This window comes from Candidatus Poriferisodalis sp., from assembly GCF_965215815.1.
Taxonomy (GTDB): Bacteria; Actinomycetota; Acidimicrobiia; order Acidimicrobiales; family Poriferisodalaceae; genus Poriferisodalis.
Window position 1 is genome coordinate 1,216,327 of record NZ_CBDCEO010000013.1, and the last position, 24,632, is coordinate 1,240,958.

A 24,632-nucleotide genomic window follows, 5' to 3' on the forward strand; every position below is an offset into this window, starting at 1 on the left:
AGGGTGAGAGCAATGAGTGACGAACTGCTGACGCCCGAACGGGTGGAATTGGTCGCCCGGATGGCGGAACTGGGCCCTGCGTTTGCCGAGCGTGCCGCAGAGCACGACCGCGACGCCAGCTTCCCGCATCGCAACTGGGCCGACCTGGCCGACGCCGGGTTCTTGGGCCTGTGCGTCCCGAAGTCCGCGGGCGGCCTCGGCGCGGACTTCGTGGGCTACGCGCTGGTGGCTGAGGAGATGGGACGGCACTGCGCAACGACCGCGCTGACGTTCAACATGCATACCGCGACGGCGCTGCTGGCCGGACCGATTGCGGAATCGCTGCTCGCCGGCCCCAACGGCAGCGCATTGGATCCCGACGGGAAGATGGCTGCGCACCTCGAAGCGAATCGGCCGAACTTGTGGCACGGCATGGTCCACGACGGCACCATCCACTCCCAGCCGTTCTCCGAGGGGCAGGCACCCGGGGCTCGAGCGGGTTTGAGCACCGTCGCCGTGGTGACCGACGGCGGCTATGTGGTAACGGGCCGCAAGATCTTCGCTTCGCTGAGCGGCGCGGCACACCGGCACAACGTGCTCGCCGTGGTGGAGGGCGATCCCCACCTTCGCCTGCTGGGCGTGCCTGCCGACTCCGACGGTGTCGAGATCGTGGGCGACTGGGATCCGCTGGGGATGCGTGGCACCGACTCGCGCACGCTGTTGATGGACAACGTGTTCGTGCCGGCTGAGAACGAGGTGCTGCCGCCCGGGATGTTCAACGCGATGGTGTCGCGCTTCCCGCAGTTCTACATGAGCTTGTCGTTCAGCTACCTGGGCCTGATGCGAGCCATCCTGGACACGACGCGGACGTACCTGCGCGGCGAGTCCGGTGTGAAGGCGTCTCGGGATCACCCCATCAAGCAGACCGGCTGGGCGCAGCTGCAGCTCATCTACGACCGGGCGCAGGCGATGACGTACCGCGTGCTCGGCGAGATCTGCGCGGATCCCGATCCGCAACAGCTGCGCCGTGCTCAGGTGGCGACGATCACCACGATGGAGAGCGCCCCCGAGATGGCGTCGCTGGCGCTGCGCACTTGCGGCGGCCGGTCGTTGCTGCGACCGGGCAGGCTCGAACAGCACTACCGAGATGCCCGCTGCGGCGCCACGATGCTGCCGTGGAGCACCGAGGAGCTGCTCGTGCGGCTCGGCCGCAACGGCCTCTACGACGCCGACGGCAACGACCCTGACCCGGCCTGAGGTCGCAGCCTGACGTCGCTGCGTCCGCAGCGCTGACACCGGACTGTAACGATGGCGTCGGAACGTCAATCTGCCGCAGCGACTCTGTCTATGTGATGACCCACTCGAAGATGCGACATGCGTCGAGACCAATGACTGGCCGACTGCTGGGCGTGCTGCTCGCCGCAGGGCTGTTTGCGGCCGCCTGCACCAGCGACGCCGTCGATGCTCCGGCCGGAGATTCCGCTGCCCCGACAACGAGCCCGTCGGCGGCAACCGACGGTGAGCAACCCGACACTCCCACCAGCCAAGACCCTGGCGCCGAGCCGTCGAGCGACGCCGATGAGGACACTGCTGCGGAGGACGCCAACGCCGATGTCGACGACGATTCGTCTAGCGAGGCTTCCGAGCAAGAACGACAACGGATCGAAGAGGAACGAAGGCGTCGCGAGGCGGAGGAACAGCAGAGGCGTCGCGAGGCGGACGGCGCACAGACTGCTGCGCTGGAACGGTTCAGCGACTGCGGCCCTTTGCTCGACTATGTCCATGCGAACGCGGCGCAAATCGTTGGCCCGTGGGGCCTTGGTGACGGCTTCGGCATCGAGGGGGATGTCATCGAGGAGGGCGCGATTGCCGTTGACGAAGCGGCCTCGGGCGACTTCCCGTCATTGCAGGCAGGCGTCGACTACAGCACCTCCAACGTGCAAGAAGCGGGCATCGACGAACCCGACGTGCTCAAGACCGACGGCGAGCGAATCGTCTTCGCGAGCGAGAAGCGGGTGCATGTCGTGGACGTGACCGGCGCTGAGCCTGAGCTGGTCGCGTCGCTGACGCTCGGCGATCACTGGGGCTCGAGACTGCTGCTGCACGGTGATCGGGTGCTTGTGTTCGCGTCACGTTGGGACGTCATCGTGCCGTTCGAGCGCGATGCTGACGGTGCCCTCGAAGCGCTTCCCGTCGTGCCGGAACCCGACTGGGGCCCCACGACCGAGGTTGTCGAGATCGACTTGGCTGGCTCGACCCCGTCGATCGTGCGGCGGCTGAGTATCGAAGGCAACTACGTCAGCGCTCGAATGACCGAGGGCGTTGTGCGCATCGTTACCAGCTCGAGGCCGCGTGCCATCGGTTGGGCCGTCCCGGGCGCGGCTGACCTTGCCGCCCAGGAGCAGGCAACCCAGACGAATCGTGAGATTGCTGCCGCCACCACGGTCGATCATTGGCTCCCGCGCTACAAGTTGTCAGATTCCGCCAGCGCGACCCTCGTGTACGGTCGCCTTGTCCATTGCGATCGCGTCTGGGCTCCAGCTCACTACTCGGGTCCGGGCACGCTCAGCGTCACCACCATCGATATCGCTGACGACGGCCTCGCGGCATCGTTGGACACCACGTCGATCATGTCTGACGGCAGCACGGTGTACGCCTCACCAGAGCACCTGTACGTAACGACGACCCGATGGTTCAACTGGCATACCCAGCCAGAGGGTCCCGATGACGGCACGCTCGCCGAGTCCGAGATCCACATGTTCGACACTGCCGATGCGCTTTCGAGCCCCTACGTCGGTTCGGCGACGGTGACCGGCACCGTGCTGAACCAATACTCGATGTCCTCCCACGAGGGCCACCTGAGGATCGCGACCACAACGGTGCCGCCGTGGCGCTTCGAGGGTGAGCCTGACTCTGAGAGCCTCGTGACGGTGTTCGCCGTTGACGCCGACGGCCTGTGGGAGGTCGGCCAGATCGGCGGGCTTGGTATCGGCGAGCGAATCTTTGCGGTGCGGTACCTAGGTGACATCGCCGCGGTGGTGACGTTCCGCCAGACCGATCCGCTGTACATCATCGACCTGGCTGACCCAGCTTCGCCGACGGTGCGGGGCGAACTCAAGATTCACGGCTATTCGGCCTATCTGCATCCGGTCGGCGAGGACCGGTTGCTCGGTGTCGGCCAGGACGCCGACGAAGAAGGCCGAACACTCGGCACCCAGGTGTCGCTGTTCGATATTGCTGATTTGGATCGGCCCGAACGCATCGCCCAGTGGACTGCGCCGGGTGGCCGCAGCCAGGTGGAGTTCGATGCGCTTGCGTTCTTGTACTGGCCCCCAACCGGTCTCGCGGTGCTGCCCATGAACCAGTACCCGAGCGACGAGAACGGAGGTGATTCTCCGTTCCTCGGTGCCGTAGCGCTCACAACCGTTCACGATGAGCTTTCTGAACTCGCTCGCTTCAGTCATGCGGACCCGCCGCTGCGCAAGTGCCGCGAATCCCGAGAGATCACGGTCCGCCCCGACGGCACTGAAGAAGTCGGCCCCTTCGAGCGCTACTGCTGGTACGACGTCGACTACGAGGCGCGAGTTGCCGGGAGCGCAGTGATCGGCGGTCGGCTGTACATCGCATCGAACAAGGCACTCGAATCAGTCGAGCTGGGATCAACCGAGCGCGTCTCACTGCTGCGGTGGGCTGACTGAACGCGAATTCCGGGCGCGATCAGGTCGATTATCGGCCATAGTGATGCCATGGGTCACAGTGATGCCACCGATGGGGCTGATCGCGCCGTGGAGCGGCAGATAGTCGTCTGGGACGGTGCGCCAAAGCTGGCTAATCCGCTTCTGCTGGTGGCCTTCGAGGGCTGGTTCGACGCCGGTGAGTGCGCCACTGGTGCGCTGACGTGGATCCGCGACCGCAGCGAGGCCCGGCGCGTCTGCCATATCGACCCAGAAGAGTTCTTCGACTTCCAGGAAAGCCGACCCCACATCGAGATCACCTCCGAGGGAGAGCGCCGTATCCGCTGGCCCGATATCGAGTGCCATGTGGTGCCGGCTGCCCCGCCGCACGATCTCGTGCTGCTGTCGGGCATCGAGCCGCGGATGCGCTGGCGCACGTTTTGCGCAGGTGTCGTGGAGATCGCCAGCGAGCTGGGCTGCGAGATGGTGGTGACGCTGGGGGCGATGGTCGCGGGTGTAGCGCATTCGCGGATCGCGTCGGTGAAGGGCAGTGCGGCCAATGCCGAGCTGGCCGCCCGGCTGGGTCTGGACCGGCCCACCTACCAGGGTCCAACCGGCATCATCGGCACGCTGCATGACGTGCTCGACCAGGCGTCGCTGCCGGTGGTGTCGCTGCGCGTGGGAGTGCCGCACTATGTGGCCGGACCGCCGAACCCGAAAGGCACGAGAGCGCTGCTGGCCCATGTGGAGACCGTCACCGGCGTAACGACCGGCTACGGCGAACTGGATTCCAGCGTGCAGGCCTGGGAGCAGCGGGTCAACGAGGCAGTGGCGCGTGACCCTGAGATCGTGTCGTACATCGAGCAGCTGGAAGCCGAAGCGGATCGCACTGCCGAAGAAAATCTGCCCAGCGGCGACGACCTGGCACAGGAGTTTCAGAGGTTCCTGGCCGAGCAGCGCCAGTCGGGGCCCAGCGATGGCGACAGCGACTCCGACGAGGCGGGCTGAGCGGCGCACGCCCTAGTTGCACGGGAAAAAGAACGGCGTCGGGCGCCAACCGCCGCCGTAGGGTTCTGCCATGGGCGGCAGCACGTTCGGGGAGCGTTTCGCGGTCACCACTTTCGGCGAATCCCATGGCGGAGCGCTGGGTGTGATCATCGACGGCTGCCCCGCGCGCATTGAGCTGAGCGAAGCCGATGTGCAGGTCGACCTGGACCGCCGCCGTCCCGGTCAGAGCCGCCTGGTCACCCAGCGCGATGAAGCCGACAGGGTCACGATCCACTCCGGTGTCTTCGAGGGCTTGACGCTGGGGACGCCGATCGGCATGACCGTGGCGAACACCGATGCCCGGCCGGGTGCCTATGCGGACATGGCAGCCGTGTACCGGCCCAGCCACGCCGACTTCACCACCGAAGCCAAGTACGGGATCCGCAATTGGCAGGGGGGCGGTCGGGCTTCTGCTCGCGAGACCGTCGGCCGGGTGGCCGCAGGAGCCGTCGCTCGCAGGATTCTCTCGACGGTCGGCACCGAGGTGCTGGGCTGGGTCAGCTCAGTGCGCGACATCAACGCAGACGTTGATCCAGCGGAGCTGATGCGTGACGACGTCGAGGCCGACCCGACCCGATGCCCCGATCCCGCTGCCGCGGCCCGGATGACCGAGGCCATCGAGGCGGCCCGGCGCGACGGCAATTCGCTGGGCGGCGTCGTGGCCTGTGTGGCGCGTGGGGTTCCGGCCGGGCTGGGAGAGCCCGTGTTCGACAAGCTCGACGCCGAGCTGGCCGGGGCGGTGATGTCGCTGCCGGCGGCGAAGGGCGTCGAGATCGGCAGCGGGTTCGCCGGGACGCTGATGACCGGCCGCCAGCACAACGACGAATTCGCACCGGGGCCCGATGGGCGACCGGTCACCGTCACCAATCGCAGCGGCGGCATCCAGGGCGGCATCAGCAACGGGGCCGACATCGTGCTGCGTGTCGCGTTCAAGCCCACCGCCACCATCGCGAGCGAGCAGAAGACCGTGACCAGCGCCGGTGAGCCCACCGTGCTGGCGGCTCGGGGCCGCCACGATCCATGCGTGCTGCCCCGGGCGGTGCCGATGGTGGAGGCGATGATCTGCCTCGTGCTGGCCGACCACCTGCTGCGACAGCAGACAACCCAGCTCGCACCCGGACCCGCAGCACAGACGCAGGGCTGATGGGCTGTTCCTGATGGACAGTCTGCAGATTGCGCTCGTGGCTGGCGCGGGCGTGGTGGCCGGCGTGGTGAACGCCATGGCGGGCGGTGGGTCATTGTTGACCGTGAGCCTGCTGACGGTGGTGGGAGACCTCGGCGGGTTGGTCGCGAACGGCACGAATCGCATCGGCGTCCTGACTCAGAACGTGGCTTCCGTGGCCGGTTTCCGCCGTGAAGGCGTATCGGGTCTGCGCCGAGCCGTGCCGGTGCTCGTACCGAGCCTGGTCGGCTCCTTGATTGGTGCATACGCGGTCTCGAACCTGCTCAGCGACACGGCATTCGAGCGCATCTTCGGAATCCTGATGGTGCCGTTGCTCATCCTGAGCCTGCGGCCACCGAAGGCGCGCAGCGACGACATCGTTTGGCCGAGGACGCTGACCGTTGTGGTGTTCTTCGCGATCGGCCTGTACGGCGGTGCGTTCCAGGCGGGCGTCGGCCTCATCCTGGTACTGGCGCTGTCGCACGCCGGACTGGACCTGGTGAATGCCAACGCGGTCAAGGTGGTGGTGATCGCCGTGCTGACCGCCGTGGCGGTGCCGGTGTTCATCCTGAACGACCAGGTGCACTGGGGTTTCGCCCTCATCGTTGCCGCGGGCTTCGCTGTCGGCGGCTGGCTGGGCGCCCGCCTGGCCGTACGCGGCGGGGAGCGGGTGATCCGTCCTGTCCTCGTTGTGGCGGTCCTCGGTCTGGCCGGGCGCATGCTCGGGCTCTATTGAGCCTGAGGTCCCCCACAGGGGGCTCTAGTAGGCCCCGGCCGCGCTTCGCCGCGTAGGGTCGCCCCGTGATCTTCGACTTGGACACCGACCGAGTTCGCAACCGCCCGGGAATCAAGTGGGGGCGGCAGGGTCCTGACGTGCTGGCGGCCTGGGTGGCCGACATGGACTTGGAGCTGCCCGACGTTGTGCTGGACGCCGTCACCGCACGCATCGACAGCGGTGGGCTGGGCTACGACTTCTACGACAAGCCGATCCCGGTGCTCGACGTGTTTGCCAACCGCATGGGCGAGGCGTTCGGCTGGCAGGTCGATCCGGCCGACACCGTGCGCGTGCACGACGTCATCCAGGGTCTCGAGCTGGCGATCACCTACTGCACGGAACCCGGCGACGGGATCATCTTCCAGACCCCGGCCTACCCGCCGTTCTTCTCCAGCGTGGAAGGCCATGGCCGGCGGGTGGTGCCCGACCCGCTGATCTGCGACGACGACGGCTGGCATCTCGACCTCAACCACTTGGAATCAGCGGCGAGCACCCCCGACGTGACGGCAATCATCCTGTGCCAGCCCCACAACCCGTGCGGCATGGTGCTCGACGCCGGCGACATTGCGGCCGTGGTCGACATTGCCGAACGTCACGACCTGGTGGTGATCTCCGACGAGATCCACTGCGACCTGGTGTACGCGCCGCGACGCCACATTCCGGTTGCATCGGTCAGCGAGCTGGCGTCTGAGCGAACGGTGACCGTGACGGCGGCCACCAAGTCGTTCAACATGGCGGGCCTGCGGATGGCGTTCTTGCATTCAGCGTCATCGCGCTACGGCCCGGTGATAACGGGCATTCCGAAGCGGCTCATCGGCGGCATCGGGATTCTGGGCCAAGTGGCCACCGTGGCCGGCTGGACCGAGGCGCTCGACTGGCTCGATGAGCTGGTCGCGGGCCTTGACCGCAACCGCCACCTGCTGGCCGATCTGCTGGCGGAGCGTCTGCCCGAAGTCCGCTACCGCCCACCCGACGCCACCTACCTGGCCTGGTTTGACTGCAGTCAGCTCGGCCTCGGCGACGATCCGTCCGCGGTGTTCCTGGACAAGGGCGGGGTGTACCTGAACTCGGGCCTGGACTTCGGACCCGAGGGCACAGGCCATGTGCGCCTCAACTTCGCCACCTCGCCAGCGATGCTCGACGAGGCCACCGCCCGCATGGCCAAGGCCATCGGCCGCTAGCTGCGTTGAGTGGCCTTGGCCGAACGCCCTCCCCGCTAGCACTGTGGAGCGATGATGGGCAGCCGCCTGCTCTGCCTATCCGGCGACTCCCAAGCTCTCGGCCATGGCAAGCCTCGCCTGCTGTCCGACGATGCGCAGGAAGGTGTCGAGAGGCAGGGTGCCGATGCCCGATGTGCTCGAACCGGCGGGGAGCACTGGAGCTTGCGGTGCAACGAGGTAGCTGTGTCCGCGGAATTGCTCGAAGCGATCAATCAGTGCCGTGAGGCCCTTGCGATGATGACCGGGCGACGAAGCGATCTCGAAGGCGACTGGCTGACGCGGATCGTCGTAGATCAGGTCGACTTCTGAAGACCCGTCACGCCAGTGGTGCAGTCGCACGTCTGAGTGCCACGCGAGCACCCTGACTGACGCCGCGACAAGGTTCTCCAGCAGCACGCCCTGCTCTTCGGGGTTCTGCAGCGGCGCGAGGCCGCGTTGCAGTGCTGCGTTTCGCACGGCGCAGTCGGTGAAGTACACCTTGCGTCCTCGCCGCTGAATGGAGTGTTCTGAGCTCGAGTAGTTGGACAGCGTGAAGATGAGATACGCCTGTTCAAGAAACGAGACATAACGTTCGAGCGTTGGCTGAGCGATGCCGAGTTCTCTGCTGAGCCTGGTGGGAGAGAGAATCCCGGTCACATCGCTCGCGAGCAGGTAGAGCAAGCGCTCCAGGTTCATCGGGTTGTCGACGCCGGCTGCTTGGGGGATGTCCTGGTAGACGGCTCGGGCAACAGCATCGCCCCGCAAGATCCGCTGAGACTCGAGCACCTGGTCCTCGAAATCGGCGGGCCCGCTTTCATTCCACAGTGGCCGACTTCTGATCAGCAGCTCAGGAAACCCGCCCACCATGATCAAGAACCTCCGCATGTCCGTGACGCTGCCGTCGAGCACTGGTCCAGGCAACAGGGAGCCGAGTGTCTCGCCGAGTGTGGGGCCTGGGTCGGGCAGCGCCGGCTCAGCGGATGGGGCGATCCCGGTGAGCAGGTATGCCTCATCGAGCAGGCACGGCATCAGATGATGTAGTTCCCATCGGCCGATGCCGCTTTCGTGACGCTGTTTGCGCAACGCAGCAGTGCCGCTTGAGGTTGCTGCGATGCGTACCGGCCAGTGCTCGTCGTAGAACGTCTTCAGCCACAAGTTCCAGCTGTCGGCATAGACGATTTCGTCCAGCAGCAAGAACAGGGGATCCTGGGCCGACGCCTGAGCGCCCTCCAGCAAGCCACGTACGAGATCGCCGAGGCTCGCTTGAACTAACAACGGGTGGTCCAAGCGGAGCCACCAGATCTTTCCCGCCGGTACGCCAGCACCGATGAGGTGCCGGACGGTCTGGTACATCACGGTTGTCTTGCCGACGCGACGCGGCCCTAGCACCACGTGGTGCCTTCGTGGGTCGTCGGAGAGCAGTCTTTTCCAAAGCCCACCGGCGAGGAATCGTTCTGTCGTCGGCGCGAACGTAGGAGGCACCATTCCGCTGCGATGCCAAGGATTCTGCTCGTTGAAGATCTCGTGGAAGTCTTGTTGCGTCGGCTGCCAAGTAGCCATCACTGGTCCGTTCTGATATTCGTTGTTCGCAAAATAACCTATAACCAAAGTTTGTTATTTGCAAGATAGCCAATAGCTATGCCGGACCGGATGGCTTCGATGTCACGCTCGCGAAAGGCTCCGACGTGCAATGTCTGGTCAATCGCCGGGCTGCTCTGACCCGCGGACCAAGCCGTCATCACCCGGCCGCGTCATGTCCGCAGACGCTGACACTGACAGGCTCAGTCGTCGGCGATCTGCTCTGACTCGCCTCTACGAGCTTGGTGGCGCAGCACGAGCGGGTAGCCGACGATGGCGACGAGGGCGAAGCTGAACCATTGCAGCGCGTAGCCCAAGTGGGGACCGGCGTCGAGCTCCGGCGTTGGCAGTGGCACGGGCGAGATGCCGCGGCCATCTGGGTTGAGTTCGATCATCGATCCGCCTGGCCGTGCAGCACTGGTCACCTCGACATAGACAGGTACGAGATCCAGCGTGGTCTGGCGGCTGATGCGCTCCACATCGACGCGAGCAAGCGTGGTGAGCTCACCTTCGGCAGGATCGGCCGGTCCGAGCAAGCCTCGTTGCTGGCTCGTGCGGATCCGGCCGGTGATCTCCGCAGGCTCAGTGAGCCGAAAGTTCACGAGTTCGCGGGACTCCGTCTCATCGCCGCCCACGATCGCGCACCCACGCTGGGGTAGCCAGCCCGCGACCACGAGCACGCCGAACTGCTCAACGCTGTCGCTGGATGTTGCGGCTGCGGGCACGGCGAGGTGGCAGCCGGGCAAGCCGTCGAGGCTGCGGTTGCGGATCAGCACTGCTTCGTGCCAGTCGAAGCGGACCACTGGAAGGGCCACCGATCGGTACTGCAGTTCTTCCGTGAGGCCGGCGTCGAGCACTGCTTCAAAGAACCGGTCGGCATCCAGAGGGCGCATGTCCTCGCGCTCGGAGATCACGCTGTTGCGCTCACGCACCTCGTTGTGGCGACTGAGCTGCCAGAAACCGGCGACCAGGAAGATCACCAGCAGGGTGCCGGCGAGCGCGTGTCCTGCCAGCCAGCGCGGCGTGCGCGCAAAGTGATACATGCCACGACCTCTTCGGCGACGCTACCGGTGGCCCTCTCGCACCTCGACGCGAGCGATGTCGCCCGCTGGTTCGAAGCCCAGCACTTGGCCGAGGAACGACAGCTCGGCTTCGAGCGCAGCCACGATGTTGGGTCCGCGGCGGAAGCCGTGCCCCTCGCCTTCGAACAGCACGTAGGCGTGCGGCACGCCCGCGTCAGCCAGGGCCGCCACCAACTGCTCGGACTGGCTCTGGGGCACAACCCGGTCCTCGGTGCCCTGCAGCACGATCATCGGAGTGCGCAGCTGGCCAGTTCGCCAGATCGGCGAGCGTTCCCGGTACAGCTCGGCCTCCTGCGGGTATGGGCCGATCAGCCCGTCGAGATAGCGGGCCTCGAACTTGTGGGTGTCGCGAGCCAGCGCTTCGAGATCGGCCACGCCGTACCGGGAGATGCCCGCAGCGAACACGTCGCTGCCCGTGAGCGCGCACAGCGTCGTGTAGCCGCCCGCCGAGCCGCCCTTGATGACCAGGCGCTGCGAGTCAACGTTGCCCTCGCCGGCAAGATGCAGCGCCGCAGCGATGCAGTCCTGCGTGTCGACGATGCCCCACTGGCCGGCCAGCAGGCTGCGATAGGCGGTGCCGTAGCCAGTGCTGCCGCCGTAGTTCACGTCCACGACGGCGATGCCGCGGGTGGTCCAGTACTGGATGCCCAAGTCGAGCGAACTGCGGGCCGAACCCGTGGGCCCGCCGTGGCTCAACACGATGAGCGGTGGCTCGCCTGTTTGATCGGCGACCGCCGAATTGGCGGGCGCGAAGAAGAACGCGTGCGCCTGGCGGCCGCCGTCGCTGTCGAAGGTGAACGCCTGAGGGAGAGAGACGTCGCCGGGTTCGAGCGCCGACTGCTCGACGTCGCTGAGCTGACGATGCCCGCCGTCGGGTGAGATTTCCACGATCGCGGCTCGACGGGTCCAGCTGGCAGCCACGGCGACGACAGTGTCGCCTGGGGTCACCGCCAGTCTCCCGAATTCCGAGAACCCGCTCGGGATCTCTTCGAGGTGACCGTCGCGGATGACCCCGAGGTGCCCGACACCGCCGGACGTCCAGGTGCACCACAGCGTGCCGCCGCCATCCCAGCCGTAGGTGGCCTGCGCGAACACCCATGCCGGCACCCCGAATTCGCGGTTGCTCTCGCCGGGGGCTGTGTCACCCAGCAACGGTTCGGTGGCACCCGTGCGGGTGTCCACCCGGTGAATCGACCACCAACCATCAACATCGGTGACGATATGGAGGTTGCCGTCGGGGCTCCAAGCCGGCTGGGTCAGTGCAGGGCCGTCGACCAGCACCCGATCGCTGCCCGGCACCGGCACGCCGTCACGCAGGTCCACGAGATGCAGGCGGACGTGGTCCCACGGCATGTTCGGGTGATCCCAGCTGAGATACGCGAGCGTGCTGCCGTCGGGCGCCGGCCTCGGTGAGGAATAGAAGTCGGCACCCGTCGCGACGACACTCACCGTTCCGTCGAGGCGGACCGCGACGAGTTCGTTGCGGGGTTCGTCGCCGCCGCCGGTGTGGTCCTCGCGCACCCACATGCTGACCGGATCGAAGCTGCCGCCCTCAGCGTTGCTCTGGGGATCTGGCACGAGTGCCGGATCGGCGTAACGCAGCCCCCTGGGAGTGTCAGGCTCAGGAGTCACCGCGTGCGGCTCGCTGCGACCCGTTGCATCGAACAGCCGGATCCGATGGTCGCTCATGCAACTGCCGAGCACGAAATGGCCGCCATCAGGCGCCATGAACGCAAGCCAAGCCCCGCCGCCGTATTCGTGGACGGAAGTGCGGATGTCTGCCTCGGCCGTATGGGGCACGTCGGCCGGCTGGGCGCCGGGCTCGTCGAGCCGCACCCGGACCACGGCGCCCCGCCCACGCTCGAGAGGCCGCTCTTCCACCCAATAGGCCCAGCCGCCAGCGATGCGTGATTCGGTCCTTCGCACCGCGCCCGCGGCAACGTCAGCCGCCCGCAGCGGCGACGGCCACGCACCATGTCGAAATTCCCCGGGATTACTGAGATTTCGGCCGCCGTCATCTTGACAACGCGATGGCGAACTCATAGGTTCCTCGTTGGTTTCGACACGCCGCTACGATCACTCATTCTGAGCAGGTTCCGCAGCGGCACCAGCGTGCGCTCCGGGTCCTCCACCGACCCGTGACGCGCAGGTGGACCGGGGGAGCGCCCACCAACTCCCTCGGTCCACACATGCCTGCAATGCCGCGTGCGGCCATTCAAGGGCCGTCGCTGTCCGACGGCGTCGATTCGTGCTGAGCCAGGATCGTCTGCAACGACAGCTCGGTGGCCCGCAACCGCTGCTCGCAGTGCGCGATCAGCAGCGAGGCGCGTTCGACCTTCGATGCCAGCGTGTCGATGTCGACGTCGTCGCCCTCGAGGCTGGCCAGGATCGATTCGATCTCGGCAATGGACTCGGCGTAGCCGCCGAGCTCGCCGTCATCTGTCACAGGGTCTGTCATGGGTTGTCTGTCCCCCGGTCGGTCGGGTCGGCAATTGGTGTGGCAGTCGGTGCGTTCACGGTGCTGGCGAACTCCGCATCCAACGTTTGAGTGGTGATCATGGCTCCGGCAGCGGGCATCGAACGCACGACGGTGCCGTCGGCTGCACGCGTGATCGAAAAGCCGCGAGCCAACGTTCGCTGTGGCGCGAGTGCGGCAATCACGGCCGCAGCTGAACGAAGTTGGGCGTGCGCCTCCGATACTCGCCGTTCGGCACCGTGGGCGAGCCGCAGCCGTGCCTGGCCCAGGCGAGCACGCGGCCGGCTCAGGCGACGCTCGGTCAGCAGGCCGAGCGCTCCACGAGCTGCTGCCAAGCGGGCTGCTGATGCGGCTGCCCGGGAGCGGGCAGTCCGATGGAGTTCGCGCCGTGCCTGAGCCAAGCGTTCGTCAAAGTCGGCGACATGGGCGACGAGGGCGGCGGCGCACGCGGTGGGCGTCTTGGCAGCCGTGTGTGCCACCTGGTCCGCGACCGAGGTGTCGATTTCATGGCCGATCCCGCAGAACACCGGCAGTGGGCACGTCGCAATGGCCTTCGCAACGCTGGCGAGGTCGAATGCCAGCAGGTCGGTGCGGTCGCCGCCGCCGCGCACCACGGCGATGAGGTCAACCTCGGCGCTCCCCAGCGTGCGCAGCGCCGCGACAAGGTCGGCTTCGGCGGTGACGCCTTGCACCCGGGCGTCACACAGCAACACCTCAAACGCGTAGCCGCTCGCTGAAAGCTCATGGACGAAGTCAGCATGTGCAGCGCTGCCGGCCGCCGTGATGAGGCCGACGCGCAGCGGCACCAGCGGCAGCGGCACAGCGGCATTGCGTCGCAACAGCCCCGAGGCAGCCAGCTCGGCCAGCGTGCGCTCGCGGTCGGCGGCCAGCACACCGAGTGTGAAGTGCGGGTCGACGCCGCTCATGATGAGCTGCACCTGCCCGCTGCCTGCGTAGTACTCCACCTCGGCGCGGATCCGCACCTCGATGCCGTCGTCGAGCGTCAGCCCGCCTCCGGCAGCGAGATCCCGGTTCACGAATCGTTGGCGTCCCTTGAACAGCGCCACCCGCATGCGTGCGCCGCGGCGGTCCTTGCCCATGCCCGGCTCGATGAGGTTGAAGTAGATGTGGCCGCTCGCCGCCTGCGAGTAGCCGATGATCTCGCCGCGCACCCAGACCTCGGAGCCAAATGCCCGCCGGATCGTCTCTTCGATGGCGGCCGCGAGATCCGACACCGACCAGGTGCCGTCGGGTTGCGGGACGTCGTCGCCGGCCACGCCTTCGAAGCCTTCAACAGCGCTGCTCACGGCCCTGAGGCTGTCACGAAATCACCGCTGCCGCGACCGAATTAGGGCTCGAGAGTCGGGGTGCGGGCCGGGCGGTCACTTTGGTCTGCGTCGATAGGGTGCGCAGCGGAAGGTTGCCAGAGCGGACGAATGGGGCGGTCTCGAAAACCGTTGTGGCCCTCGGGTCACCGTGGGTTCGAATCCCACACCTTCCGCGACAGCGATAGAGCCGCCGCAAGGGGATCGTGATGAAGGGATCGCGGGCGGGCATGATGGCGGTGTCTCTTGCGAGCGCTTTCATGTCTACGGCCTGCGACGCAAATGCGGCCGATACGAGCAGCCATGCTGTGGCCGGTGGTGCGACGGTGCCTGAAGCGGGCTCCGAGAACGCAACGGTGTCCGTGGCCAAGATGGGCGACTCGTCCACCGTGACGTCGACCGCCGACGCGCGAGCTGAGGGGGACGCCCTGCAACCTTCTGTCGAAACGATGGATACCAATGATCACACGATTGCCGATGCGGAATCTGAGCGGGCACCAAGCGTTACGTCCATGGTGTCAGTGCCCGCGAGCGTCGTGCTGACCCCCGGCGTGACAGCATTCTCGGCTCTGGGGCAGACCGCACAGATAGCTGTCGAAGTGCGAGACCAGACCGGCCGCGTCATGACGGTGACGGATGTGTTCTGGTCGAGCACCGACACGACCGTGGCCGCAGTCGACGCGGACGGACAGGTGACAGCGGCGGGCAGCGGATCGGCCACAATCACTGCCACGGTGGGAGCGATTTCCGAGCGAGCGATGGTATCCGTGACGCAGGCAGTCAGTTCGGTCGCCGTGCTGCCCGCCACGGCCGTGCTGACCGGGTTGGGCGCAACCGTGCAGCTGACGGCGGAGGCGTTCGACCAGAGCGGATATCCAGTTGCGGGAGCGGCGATCGAGTGGGAATCCAGTGACGCCGCGGTGGCGACGGCTGACCGCGGAGGTTTGGTGACAGCAACAGGCGTTGGCACGGCAACGATCACTGGATTGTCGGGCAGGGTGTCGTCGACCACAACGGTGACAGTCACGGGTCTCGCGCTGTCGGGCACGGTGAGCGATGCTCGAGGAGAGGGTCTCGTTGTTCCCTGTGCGACCGTCCGGCTCAAGGGAGGCACGGGGGAATACGTAGTCACGGATGCAGACGGGCGCTATCGCTTGTCCGACGTCCTGGGCGAAGTCGAGATTACCGTGACAGCCGATCCTGGCTACGTGAGACAGACAGTGCCGGTGACAATGGATTCCGGTGACCGCACACTCGACTTCGTGCTCGAGCACACTGGAAAGCCGCCGTACTCGGGCACAGTGTGGATCACCTCCGACATACTCGGTCCCTCGGATCCATCGTCACTTGGGAGCGTGACCTATGTCGGGCGCGGGATGCGCGACGTCTACGACCGGCGGGTCACTAGGTGGATCACTGTCGATGCATACCTCTTCGAGGTGAAGTTCGGCGACCGGACCGTGGAGTTCCAAGTCAATCCAGAGTTTGGCAGCGAGGAAGCAGCTCGAGAGTCGATCGATACGTTCGCTCCAGCAATTGGACGACTCCCGGACGTCCTGATGTCAGAACTCCGCGAAGTAGAGATGAATGCGGGTGCGGGCTTGTTCGGCGGCAATTCGTACAACAGAAGCCTGCTGATTCATACCGATGATGCAGCAACGCAGAACGCGATACGCCAAGGATTCCTAGAAGAAGTCTTCCTGCACGAAGGCGCGCACATGGCGCTCGACCACTTGGGCAAGGCGTCGGGGTGGCACTCGGCACAGCGGTCGGACAGCGTCTTCATTTCCGAATACGCGCGCGACTATCCCGACCGAGAAGACATCGCAGAGAGTTTCCTGCCGTACTTCGCAGTTCGGCATCGACCGGAGCGGCTGACTGCCCAGCAGTGGTGCATCATGACGACGACGATGCCGAACCGGCTGGCGTACTTCGACGAGCAGCGGTTTGACATGTCCGCCAATTCGTCGCCCTAGTGGTGTGTGGCGGTCTTGTCTAGATGTCCCGTGTCATCGTTTGTATCGCAGGTTCGGGTTTGATTCCCGGACCAGGAAAGATTGATGCCGAGACCGTCGAGCAAATCCCCTGAGCAGAAGCTGGGGGTGGTGATGAGTGTGCTGCGGGGAGAGCTGGGTGCTGCTGAGGCATACTCTGCGGTATGCCTAATTCGACTACCATCAAGGTCTCGGTCCGGACCCGGGATGCCTTGCGTCAGCTTGCCGATCGTGAGGGGCTCACCTTCGACGCGCAGATCGAGAAGCTGATCCGGCGCGAACGTCGTCGCATCATCGGGGCTCAGCTCGCGAGTGCCCCGCTCGATACCGCCGACGAGGCTGTGCTCGATGCGTCTGCGAGCGATGTCGCTGATGCAAGCGGGTGACGTCGTCCGCTGCGATTTCGGGACGCCGGCAAGGGGCGAGCCCGGGTTCGTCCGACCGGCCATCGTCGTCACCGCCGATGATGTGCTCGAGTTCGGTCAACACGCGATCGTGGTCGTACCTTGCACGACGACCAGGCGAGGTTGGTTGAGCGAGGTTGAGATCGCTGGCTTCGGTGTCGCCCAAGCGCACCTGCCCACCACCCTCAGCGTCGACCGCGTCGTCGAGACGACGGGCGCCAACACCGGGCCCGTCGCGCTGCAACAGATTCGAGAACTCATCGCTGACCTGCTCGGGCTCTGACCCAGCCATCCGGTGACGCAGAACCGCAGGCCCACCATGACGCTCGCTTCCGGTGCCGCCGGGTGACTTGAGGGGAAGGGTTCCTCCGGCGCCTGCATGGTGCTGCGCGCTCAGCGGTGACCGCCAGGGTGGCGTCGGTCAGCCCAAGTTGTGTGAGATCTCGTGTACCGCAGTAGCCCACCACGACACGGGCGTCCCCTCGACCGTATTTGCCCTGGAAGTTGCCCGTGCGGTGCTCGTTTATGTGTCGAGTGTGAACGGGTTGAGGAATTGGCGTTCCCAGAACTGCTCGCGATCCGCTGCGGCCAATTGCGCCAGATCGCAGACCTCTTCCCAGTCGTCGCGTATCACTTCGATGTGATGATTGACGATCTCGTTGGCCTCGCTGACGCTGAGGTGATAAGTGCTCGCGTGTTCGACGCAGCGTGCGGCCTGGCTGAGGCGTTCGCCGTCGGCGCCGTACGCCATCGCTTGGGCGGTTTCTCTTCCTGTGCGCAATTGTGGGCAGATGTCATATGCGGGGGTGAGCGTCAGCATGCTGCCGTCCCAGAACGCCGAGTGGTTCTTGGCGTGGTCGTCGGTGTTGCTGACGAGCATGTTGAACACGATGCGCGAGAACAACTCGCACAGCGTCGCGTCCGGGTTCACGAAACGCGTCCGAATCTGCTCCGCTAGGTCGGAGTAGGTCGCGTGGCGGCCTGCCATGCCCCAGGCGTCGTGCAGGTCCAAGATGGTCAGCGCCGAGACCATCATGCGACGGCCCCCTCGTTGGGTGCGGTCGAAGCGGTCTACCAGTAACACGGCTTTGCCTGCGGCGATACTCAGCTCGACCGGTGCGACATCGATGCCTGCTCGGCGCGCTAGCTCCATCGCTGCGTACTCGGCCTTGACCACGGGGTAGTGGTCCGTCGATGAGCTGAACTTTGCGATCAGGTGCCGTGATCGGTCGCTGAGCGTGACTTTGGGGCGCGCTCCGCCAACTGAGGCGCCGTGCAGCATTGCTCTGTCCAATGCTGGTGGCAAGGGGAGACCCTCCTCCACATGGCGGGCCGCGTCGTAGAGCTCGTCGAGTGTGGCGTCGTCGCCGCTGCGAGCGACGTACTCGGTGGGTGACGCCTGGAAGTCGAGCGCTCCGATGCGGTCAGAGCCCGAGTTGAGCAGATATCCGAGTTCAGGCACATTGCTGTCGGTGCGGCGGTGCTGGTGCTCGATCACCTTGCGCCCCCACGAATCAGGCGCAGCGTCGGCGATGCAACCATGCAGGTTCCCCGAACTCGGCGACATGGTGCCTTCCTGAAGAGGAAGATCGGGCAGGTACAGCGCAATCGCGTCAGGGTTGGCCAGGTAGCGGCGGCCATAGGCGAACGTCGCGACCTCGCCTTGTTCGTCGAGACGCCCTGCCACAACCGGCTCGGAGGCATCGGGTAGCCATACCCACACGAAGACTGTGCTTGGGTTCAGCCGCGGACTAGAAGTCGTCATCGACGACACGGTGACGCACTCTCTGGGGCAGCACGGCCAGGCGAGCGTCGACGAGTTCGGACTCCCGTGTCCGCGTTGCGGCGTCTTCGCTGAACAGTCGCACGCCCACCAGCGAGGCTGCCTCGAAGACCGTGCCCAACGCGACCGATGGGTCGCCCCGCTCGACCTTTCGCATGGTGCCCTCGCAGGAACCGACGCGTTCCGCGAGCTGCGCGATGGTCCATCTGCGCTCCCGTCGGGCAAGCGCGATGCTGCGCCCCAGCAGGCGCGCGGCATCCGTCGCAATCCGGCTCCTTGGAACACCTGCTCTCATGTCAACAGTCTATTGACGGTTAGACGTATTAAACAACAATATAATGACGGTCAACCCGACGCGGCAACCGACCCGCCCCCAAGGGCGAGGCGGTTGTCTTGGAGGGTCGGCTGCGGGGGAGGTGCTACATCATGGGGCACGGGAGAGCGTCGGGCCCCGTCGTATAGCTCCCCCGTGAGGACCAGGGAAGCTTGACGTCGGCGCTGACTTTCACCGTGGCGGGGAAGCCGACGCCGTCGGCGGTGACGGCGGCGACGTAGTAGGTGAAGGTGTGGCCGTTGGCGCCGGGCCGGAGCGGTTCGTGGAGGTAGCTCGTGGTGTTGGCGCCGACGGCGGCGATGTCGTAGCCGTAGCGGCCGTAGTCCGTATTGGGGTTCCGCATGCTCTTCACGGGGTGGCCGTAGTGGATGCGCATGATCTTGTAGCCGGTGATGCCGCTCACCCCGGCGGGGGCTTGCCAGTTCAGGGTGACCTTCTTGCAGAAGCTGGTTCCCCTGTGCATGACGGATCCGGCGATGTCGCTCATGGTGGCTGTCAGGTTCTGCGGCGCGTCGACGGGCCGGGCATAGGGCTGGGTGTTGTAGGTGACCAGGCTGGTCAGGGGCACCAACGCCAGGGGGGCGCCCAGGTGCGGCGTGCTGGGCCGCACGTCGAGCTCCCGCAGGTTCGCGAGGCCATCGAAGAAGTCGTTGTAGTGGCTGTTGTTGATGAATTGGATGCCTCGTCCTTCGTATCCCACGTTGGCGAGGCGCAGGGTCTCCAGGCTGTCCAAGCCGTCGAAGATGCCCGCGGGCCAGTCAGCCGTCTGCAAGAACTGGTTGTCGCTGAGGTCCAGTTCGACCAGGCTTCCCAGGCTGTCGAACACGTCGCTGGGCAACGAGTCCAGCGAGGTGTCGCTGAGGTCCAGTTCGACCAGGCTGATCAGGCTGTCGAACACGTCGCTGCGCAACGAGCTCATCAAGCTGCCGCTGAGGTCCAGGTGCGTCAGGCCGGAAAGCCCGTCGAGGTCGGTCCACTTCAGGGACCCGGACTTCGTCACCCGGGCTTCCAGTGCGGTGATGGCCGCCATGCCCTGCCACGAGACCGAATCGCAGGAATCGGCGCCGGGCGTGGCCGCCAGGATCGCCTGGACCACCTGCGCCGTGCGGCCGCAGATGTCGAACAGGGCCGGGCTCGACTCCGAGTAGGCGCCGGTGCCCTCGTCGTTCGTCGCCCGCACCTGCACCGCCACGTCGTCGATGGTGCTGGTGGTCAAGCCGGTGATGGTGGTGGTCCGGCCGGTGCCGGTGTGGGACACATCGTTCCACGACCCGCTGTCGCCCAGCCTGTACCGCACGTCGTAGTCGGTGACCGGCGGGCCGCTGTTGGCCGGCGCCGTCCAGCTCACCGCCAGCCGGTCGGTCATCGTCCCGACCGTGCGCGCCCTGGGCGCGTCGGGCGCCCCCGGCGGCTCGTCCACGTCGGTCACGGTGATGGTCACCGCGATGGTGGCGGTGTTGGTGGCGGTGTGGGTGCCGTCGGTGGCGCGCACCTGCACCGAGTAGCTGGACTTGGCCTCGAAGTTGTAGCCGGCCCCGGACTTGGTCCGGATCTGCCCGCTGGTCGAGTCGATGGCGAACGACCCCGCGTCGGAGCCGCTCAGGCTGTACCGCGGCGTGTCGCCGACGTCGGCGTCGGTGGCCGCCACAGGAGCGCCGACGTTGGCGCCGCCGCCCGGGTTCTCGGCCACGCTGCGGGCCGCGGGCGCGGTGTCGGCGAACACCGGCGCGCTGTTGTCGGCGGTGCCGACGGTGAACACCTCGGAGAGGGCGTAGTAGGGCCGGTTCTGCAGATTGACATTGGAAAAACTCGCATTCGCATCGAGGGGATCGCCCGTGCCGTTGAGCCTTCCGTAAGCGACGCTGTTGTCGCCCAGCGCCGCCGTCGCCGCCGTCCCGTCGCTGTCGCTGCCGGTCCAGACCACACCGTCAGTGGGGAAGGCGACATCGCCGGAGCGGTTCGTGGGGTTGGCCTCGTCGTCCCAGTCCCCGTCGTAGAAATCCTCGTAGTCGTCGACGATCTTGGAACCGTTCAACCAGTAGACCGGGAGGCCCTTGGCGATGTTGGTGTAGGTGGTTCCGGTGTTGTCACGCGCGTCGTCGTCATCGGTGCTGGCGACGACTGCGAACCCCGAGGCGTAGGGCTTGATGGCCCGATGTCCCGCTCTGGCGTTGCGCTGGGCCTCGTCGTTGTAGTCGTCGATGTCGCTCGACGTTGGACTGAAGGTCCTATGGGTGAGGAACAGGAGCCGGAACTGACCGCCGGCGGCCACGCCGCTGGGCTTGAGCTCCCAGTTCAGCGCGATGGTGGTCGCCGTGGCGGTCGTGCCCTGGCCCGAGGCCGACCAGGCGGTGACGCCCTCGCGGTTCCCCGCCCGCACCTGCACCTCATAAGCCGTGCCGGCGGTCAGGCCGGGGATCGTGACTGTGAGGCCGGTGCCGTTGTGGGGCCGTTCGATCCAGTTCCCGCTGCCGTCGGTCCTGTACCGCACGTCGTAGTCGTTGATCGGGTGGCTGGTGTTGGCCGGCGCCGTCCAGCGCACGTGCAAATGGCTCGTGCTGCCCACCGCGCTCACCGTCGGCGCGCCCGGCGCGACCGAAGGCGGCTCGTCCACGTCGGTCACGGTGATGGCCACGGCAATGGTGGCGCTGTAGGTGCCGTCGGTGACGGTCACCTCCACCGAGTAGCGGGACTTGGTCTCGTGGTCATAGGACACCCCGGCCTTGGTCAGGATCCGCCCGCTGGTCATGCCAATGTCGAACGACGCCGCGTCCGTGCCCCCCAAGCTGTAGGTCAGCGTGTCACCGAAGTCCGCGTCGGTGGCCGCCACGAGGGCGCCGACGTTGGTGAAGGCGTGGGAGTTCTCCGGCACGCTGCGGGATGCCGGGTCCGAATCGATGAACACCGGCACGCTGCCGCCCACCGTGAATACCTCGGAGAGGGCGTAGTACCGGTAGTTGGAATTGCTTGAGAAGTGGTTAACGACGCCGCCAATGCTCGCACCAAGGGGACTGCCCGAAGCGGTGAGGAGTCCGATAGCGACGTCAGATTCGCCTAACGCAAACGATGTTCCGTTGACGATCTCCTCAGTCCCGTTGCTGTTGCTTCCGGTCCAGATCCAGGTGTTGTTGGAGCCGACTCTGTTGCCGTTGCGGCCCCGGGGGTTGGCCTCGTCGTCCCAGGAGCCGTCGTGGAAGTCCTCGTAGTGGTCGGCGACCTTGGAGCCGTTGAGCCAGTGGATGGGGACCCCCTTGTTGGTGTTGGTGTAGGCGGTCGCGGCGTTGTCGCGGGCGTCGTCGTCGGCGGTGCTGGCGACGACGCGGAAACCGGAGCTGTAAGGCTTGATGGCGGAGTGGGCATTGCTGGCGTTGGCCTGGGACTGGACGTAGTCGTTGTAGTCGTCAATGTCGGAGGACGTCGAGGCGTGGCCTGCGTAGGTGACGAACAACAGCCGGAACTGGCCGCCGGCGGCCAGGCCGCTGGGTGTGAGGGCCCAGTTCAGGGGCACGACCGAGTCGGCATCGGTGAAGACCGCGAGTCTGGGCACCACCTGCACGAACTCCAACGTTCCCTCCTTTTGGCCCTCTTGGTTGGCTGTTTGGTCCTCTTGGTCGGCTGTTGCGGGCTCCGGTGGGGCCGGGGTGTCGGCTCTGACGTAGCCGGACCACTGGCTGACGCCGGCGGGGCTGACCGCCTTCACCCGGTAGACGTAGGTGCTCGACGCCGATACCGAACTGTCGGTGTAGCTGGTCTCGGGACCGGCGTTGGCCTCGATCACGTGGAAGACGCCCACTGCGTCCACGTCGCGGTTGCGGCGAAGGATCGCGTAGTGGGTGACTGTCTGGTCCGTTGAGGCCGTCCAGGTGAGGGTGACCTCATCGTGCTCGGCCGAGGCCCCGAGGTTGTGGGGCTTGGCCGGGGGGTTGGCGCCGACCGCAGCCGGAGTCGGGGCCACCTCCTGGTTCTGGGCCCAAGCGGGGACAGCCACGACAACGGTGGCCACCAGCGCCACAGCAGCGCCCACCAGAATGGCGCGTCTCACGGCGCTAGGCGGGCTCATGGACCCGGGCTTGCCGGGGTTGCGGGAACGGCGCGATCTAGGGGGGGGGGGGGGTCTGCGACACGGCTAAAACCACCTTCGAATTCTTCGTTGTGCAGCGCTTGTGCTCAGCGCGTGGCCAGATATGAGGCACCGTCACATAATTATGAGACGTCAAGATACTGTAGAGCACGTCCGCGAGCAGACCGTCCGCAAACGAACCCGCGCCGGACGCCGCGTCGCCGGCGTGATTCGCATCTCGTCGGCGCCCTGATTCAGGCGTCAGCTCAGCGGTGGTTGCTGAAGAAGCGGCTGAGCAGCTCGCCGCATTCGTCTTCGAGCACGCCGCCGATCACCTCTGAGTTGTGGTTGAAGCGCGGGTCCACCAGCAGGTTGTAGAGGGTCGCCGCGGCACCCGCCTTCGGGTCGTAGGCCCCGAACACCACCCGGGCCACTCGCGCTGACAGGGCTGCACCTGCGCACATGGGGCAGGGTTCGAGCGTCACCGCCAGCGTTGCGTCCTCGAGCCGCCAGTCGCCGCTCGCGGCCGCGGCGTCTCGCAGGGCCAGCACCTCGGCATGGGCGGTGGGGTCGTTCGTGGTCTCGCGTTCGTTGTGGCGCGCCGCGACGACCTCGTCGCCGACGATCACCACGGCGCCCACGGGCACCTCGCCGACTGACGCAGCCAGCCGGGCCTGCTCCAATGCCAGCTCAATGGCTGCTTCGTCCGTCACACCGAGAGTGTGGCCGCTCTTTCGTGGCGTCATGCAGTCGTTATGCCGCGGCGGGCTTTGGCTCGCTCGCGCATCCGGGCGTGGGCCTCGGGCGTGCCGTCGTGGAAGGTGCCGAACAGCTTGTCGAGCGGCACGGGCCTATTGCCGTAGTTGCACTCGAAGTAACGATGGTGCAGGTGGTGGAAGTAGTCGGCTCCCGCCATGGTGGGTCCGGAGCGCTTGCCGATTTCGAAGCGCTCGAAACCCGAGTGGGAAAACGCCGTTGCGACGCTGTTGGACAGCAAGGTGAGGATCAAGATGAACGGGTGAGCGGGCACCACCCACCACAGCACAATCATGCTGAGGTACATCATGTGCTCGACCGGGTGCATCGACAGCCCGCTCCACGGCCCCGTGTTCACATTGTGGTGGTGCAGGTAGTGCACGTGGTCATAGACCCAGCGCATGTGCAGCACCCGGTGGATGCCATAAAAGTGAGTCACCGACCACAGAGACGCAATCACCGTGAGCGCGCAGATGTACAGCCATGCCGAGTCCCACTCCACCGACGGGATCCAGTCGTTGGCGTAGAACCACAAGGTGAGTGCCTCATACGCCGACCAGACCCCGCAGCCGCTGACCAAGCACCAGAACACGTTGTCTCGGGTCTGGTTGTTCCACAGGAACGACCGGTTCGTGGTGCTGAGCCATCGACGGTTGTACTTGTAGCGCTGCTGCTGGACCCGCCTGACGTACAGCGCCATATGCAGTGTTCCTGCGACCAGCGTGAACACGATCACGTTGCGGAGGTAGATCTCCAGAATCCACCTGGGGCTCAAGTTCTCCATGCGCTCCATGGATGGCGTGAAGAAGTTCCACACCACCGCGGACATCGCCACCCAGAGCATTCCCTGCGGAAGCATCATTAAGCCAATGTGCCGCAGCGTCGCGATCGGCCGGGGCGGCCAGTCCAGGATCGTCGACACCGAGATGGGCAGGTCCGGCTCAAAACCCTTGGTTTCGATGCCGCGTGACCCGCTGCCGGTCATGACTTCCGAGTCTGTCACG

At 66.1% G+C, this 24,632-nt stretch carries 19 protein-coding genes and 1 tRNA gene; 10 read left to right on the forward strand and 10 right to left on the reverse strand.

The features are described 5' to 3' along the window. The first annotated feature begins 12 nt into the window (after nucleotides 1–12). The 6 genes from ACOOHB_RS15575 to ACOOHB_RS15600 all read left to right on the forward strand — a co-directional run bounded on the left by ACOOHB_RS15575 (nucleotide 13) and on the right by ACOOHB_RS15600 (nucleotide 7,818). Entirely contained in the window at nucleotides 13–1,236 is a 1,224-nt protein-coding gene (locus tag ACOOHB_RS15575; protein WP_420445725.1) for an acyl-CoA dehydrogenase family protein, read from the forward strand. Nucleotides 1,237–1,367: 131 nt separating this feature from the next. Beyond that, on the forward strand, nucleotides 1,368–3,677 hold the full coding sequence (locus tag ACOOHB_RS15580) for a beta-propeller domain-containing protein (protein WP_420445726.1): 2,310 nt from the start codon (nucleotides 1,368–1,370) through the stop codon (nucleotides 3,675–3,677). Between the two features lie 48 nt (nucleotides 3,678–3,725). Beyond that, the gene (locus ACOOHB_RS15585; protein WP_420445727.1) at nucleotides 3,726–4,661 is read left to right on the forward strand and encodes a PAC2 family protein; all 936 of its coding nucleotides are present in this window, start codon (nucleotides 3,726–3,728) and stop codon (nucleotides 4,659–4,661) included. A gap of 70 nt (nucleotides 4,662–4,731) precedes the next feature. Continuing rightward, on the forward strand, nucleotides 4,732–5,844 hold the full coding sequence (gene aroC, locus ACOOHB_RS15590) for a chorismate synthase (protein ID WP_420445728.1): 1,113 nt from the start codon (nucleotides 4,732–4,734) through the stop codon (nucleotides 5,842–5,844). Between the two features lie 13 nt (nucleotides 5,845–5,857). Further along, the gene (locus ACOOHB_RS15595; RefSeq protein WP_420445729.1) at nucleotides 5,858–6,598 is read left to right on the forward strand and encodes a sulfite exporter TauE/SafE family protein; all 741 of its coding nucleotides are present in this window, start codon (nucleotides 5,858–5,860) and stop codon (nucleotides 6,596–6,598) included. A gap of 65 nt (nucleotides 6,599–6,663) precedes the next feature. Then, nucleotides 6,664–7,818 carry a MalY/PatB family protein gene (locus ACOOHB_RS15600; RefSeq protein ID WP_420445730.1) on the forward strand — a complete coding sequence of 385 codons (1,155 nt, stop codon included), beginning with the start codon at nucleotides 6,664–6,666 and terminating at the stop codon, nucleotides 7,816–7,818. A 75-nt stretch (nucleotides 7,819–7,893) separates the two neighbouring features. Here the strand turns inward: ACOOHB_RS15600 and ACOOHB_RS15605 are convergent, their stop codons facing one another. From ACOOHB_RS15605 to xseA, 5 genes are all read right to left on the reverse strand, one after another. Then, complete coding sequence (locus ACOOHB_RS15605; RefSeq protein WP_420445731.1) at nucleotides 7,894–9,396, reverse strand: ATP-binding protein; 1,503 nt, start codon at nucleotides 9,394–9,396, stop codon at nucleotides 7,894–7,896. 221 nt (nucleotides 9,397–9,617) lie between these two features. Next, nucleotides 9,618–10,457, reverse strand: a complete 840-nt coding sequence (locus tag ACOOHB_RS15610) for an SURF1 family protein (RefSeq protein WP_420445732.1) — start codon at nucleotides 10,455–10,457, stop codon at nucleotides 9,618–9,620. 21 nt (nucleotides 10,458–10,478) lie between these two features. Then, nucleotides 10,479–12,539: a prolyl oligopeptidase family serine peptidase gene (locus ACOOHB_RS15615; RefSeq protein ID WP_420445733.1), complete on the reverse strand. Its 2,061-nt coding sequence runs from the start codon at nucleotides 12,537–12,539 to the stop codon at nucleotides 10,479–10,481. Nucleotides 12,540–12,711: 172 nt separating this feature from the next. Next, nucleotides 12,712–12,954, reverse strand: a complete 243-nt coding sequence (gene xseB / locus ACOOHB_RS15620; RefSeq protein ID WP_420445734.1) for an exodeoxyribonuclease VII small subunit — start codon at nucleotides 12,952–12,954, stop codon at nucleotides 12,712–12,714. Further along, complete coding sequence (gene xseA, locus ACOOHB_RS15625; protein ID WP_420445735.1) at nucleotides 12,951–14,279, reverse strand: exodeoxyribonuclease VII large subunit; 1,329 nt, start codon at nucleotides 14,277–14,279, stop codon at nucleotides 12,951–12,953. The genes xseB and xseA overlap by 4 nt, the downstream gene beginning before the upstream one ends. 107 nt (nucleotides 14,280–14,386) lie before the next feature. On the opposite strand from xseA, the gene ACOOHB_RS15630 reads away from it, so the two are divergent. From ACOOHB_RS15630 to ACOOHB_RS15645, 4 genes are all read left to right on the forward strand, one after another. Beyond that, a tRNA-Ser gene (locus tag ACOOHB_RS15630) sits at nucleotides 14,387–14,473 on the forward strand. Nucleotides 14,474–14,506: 33 nt separating this feature from the next. Next, nucleotides 14,507–16,273 carry an Ig-like domain-containing protein gene (locus ACOOHB_RS15635; protein ID WP_420445736.1) on the forward strand — a complete coding sequence of 589 codons (1,767 nt, stop codon included), beginning with the start codon at nucleotides 14,507–14,509 and terminating at the stop codon, nucleotides 16,271–16,273. A gap of 182 nt (nucleotides 16,274–16,455) precedes the next feature. Then, nucleotides 16,456–16,677 carry a toxin-antitoxin system protein gene (locus tag ACOOHB_RS15640; protein WP_420445737.1) on the forward strand — a complete coding sequence of 74 codons (222 nt, stop codon included), beginning with the start codon at nucleotides 16,456–16,458 and terminating at the stop codon, nucleotides 16,675–16,677. Next, nucleotides 16,640–16,978 (forward strand): type II toxin-antitoxin system PemK/MazF family toxin, encoded by a 339-nt coding sequence (locus ACOOHB_RS15645; protein ID WP_420445738.1) that lies wholly within the window; start codon nucleotides 16,640–16,642, stop codon nucleotides 16,976–16,978. The genes ACOOHB_RS15640 and ACOOHB_RS15645 overlap by 38 nt, the downstream gene beginning before the upstream one ends. Nucleotides 16,979–17,218: 240 nt before the next feature. On the opposite strand, the gene ACOOHB_RS15650 is transcribed toward ACOOHB_RS15645, so the two are convergent. The 5 genes from ACOOHB_RS15650 to ACOOHB_RS15670 form a co-directional block, all read right to left on the reverse strand. Next, nucleotides 17,219–18,460 carry a type II toxin-antitoxin system HipA family toxin gene (locus tag ACOOHB_RS15650; RefSeq protein WP_420445739.1) on the reverse strand — a complete coding sequence of 414 codons (1,242 nt, stop codon included), beginning with the start codon at nucleotides 18,458–18,460 and terminating at the stop codon, nucleotides 17,219–17,221. Then, nucleotides 18,447–18,773: a helix-turn-helix transcriptional regulator gene (locus tag ACOOHB_RS15655; protein ID WP_420445740.1), complete on the reverse strand. Its 327-nt coding sequence runs from the start codon at nucleotides 18,771–18,773 to the stop codon at nucleotides 18,447–18,449. The genes ACOOHB_RS15650 and ACOOHB_RS15655 overlap by 14 nt, the downstream gene beginning before the upstream one ends. 124 nt (nucleotides 18,774–18,897) lie before the next feature. Then, nucleotides 18,898–22,854, reverse strand: a complete 3,957-nt coding sequence (locus tag ACOOHB_RS15660; protein ID WP_420445741.1) for a fibronectin type III domain-containing protein — start codon at nucleotides 22,852–22,854, stop codon at nucleotides 18,898–18,900. Between the two features lie 284 nt (nucleotides 22,855–23,138). Next, nucleotides 23,139–23,618, reverse strand: a complete 480-nt coding sequence (gene tadA / locus ACOOHB_RS15665; protein ID WP_420445742.1) for a tRNA adenosine(34) deaminase TadA — start codon at nucleotides 23,616–23,618, stop codon at nucleotides 23,139–23,141. After that, nucleotides 23,615–24,631 (reverse strand): sterol desaturase family protein, encoded by a 1,017-nt coding sequence (locus tag ACOOHB_RS15670; protein ID WP_420445743.1) that lies wholly within the window; start codon nucleotides 24,629–24,631, stop codon nucleotides 23,615–23,617. The genes tadA and ACOOHB_RS15670 overlap by 4 nt, the downstream gene beginning before the upstream one ends. Nucleotide 24,632: the final 1 nt, after the last annotated feature.

Excerpts from the sequence above, each read along its gene's own strand:
- ACOOHB_RS15575 (WP_420445725.1), top strand. The coding sequence starts at position 13 with ATGAGTGACGAACTGCTGACGCCCGAACGGGTGGAATTGGTCGCCCGG.
- aroC (WP_420445728.1), top strand. The coding sequence starts at position 4,732 with ATGGGCGGCAGCACGTTCGGGGAGCGTTTCGCGGTCACCACTTTCGGC.
- ACOOHB_RS15655 (WP_420445740.1), bottom strand. The coding sequence starts at position 18,773 with ATGAGAGCAGGTGTTCCAAGGAGCCGGATTGCGACGGATGCCGCGCGC.
- ACOOHB_RS15645 (WP_420445738.1), top strand. The coding sequence starts at position 16,640 with ATGCGTCTGCGAGCGATGTCGCTGATGCAAGCGGGTGACGTCGTCCGC.
- ACOOHB_RS15605 (WP_420445731.1), bottom strand. The coding sequence starts at position 9,396 with ATGGCTACTTGGCAGCCGACGCAACAAGACTTCCACGAGATCTTCAAC.
- ACOOHB_RS15640 (WP_420445737.1), top strand. The coding sequence starts at position 16,456 with ATGCCTAATTCGACTACCATCAAGGTCTCGGTCCGGACCCGGGATGCC.
- xseB (WP_420445734.1), bottom strand. The coding sequence starts at position 12,954 with ATGACAGACCCTGTGACAGATGACGGCGAGCTCGGCGGCTACGCCGAG.
- ACOOHB_RS15610 (WP_420445732.1), bottom strand. The coding sequence starts at position 10,457 with ATGTATCACTTTGCGCGCACGCCGCGCTGGCTGGCAGGACACGCGCTC.
- ACOOHB_RS15635 (WP_420445736.1), top strand. The coding sequence starts at position 14,507 with ATGAAGGGATCGCGGGCGGGCATGATGGCGGTGTCTCTTGCGAGCGCT.
- ACOOHB_RS15650 (WP_420445739.1), bottom strand. The coding sequence starts at position 18,460 with ATGACGACTTCTAGTCCGCGGCTGAACCCAAGCACAGTCTTCGTGTGG.
- ACOOHB_RS15615 (WP_420445733.1), bottom strand. The coding sequence starts at position 12,539 with ATGAGTTCGCCATCGCGTTGTCAAGATGACGGCGGCCGAAATCTCAGT.
- ACOOHB_RS15585 (WP_420445727.1), top strand. The coding sequence starts at position 3,726 with ATGGGTCACAGTGATGCCACCGATGGGGCTGATCGCGCCGTGGAGCGG.
- tadA (WP_420445742.1), bottom strand. The coding sequence starts at position 23,618 with ATGACGCCACGAAAGAGCGGCCACACTCTCGGTGTGACGGACGAAGCA.
- ACOOHB_RS15595 (WP_420445729.1), top strand. The coding sequence starts at position 5,858 with ATGGACAGTCTGCAGATTGCGCTCGTGGCTGGCGCGGGCGTGGTGGCC.
- ACOOHB_RS15580 (WP_420445726.1), top strand. The coding sequence starts at position 1,368 with ATGACTGGCCGACTGCTGGGCGTGCTGCTCGCCGCAGGGCTGTTTGCG.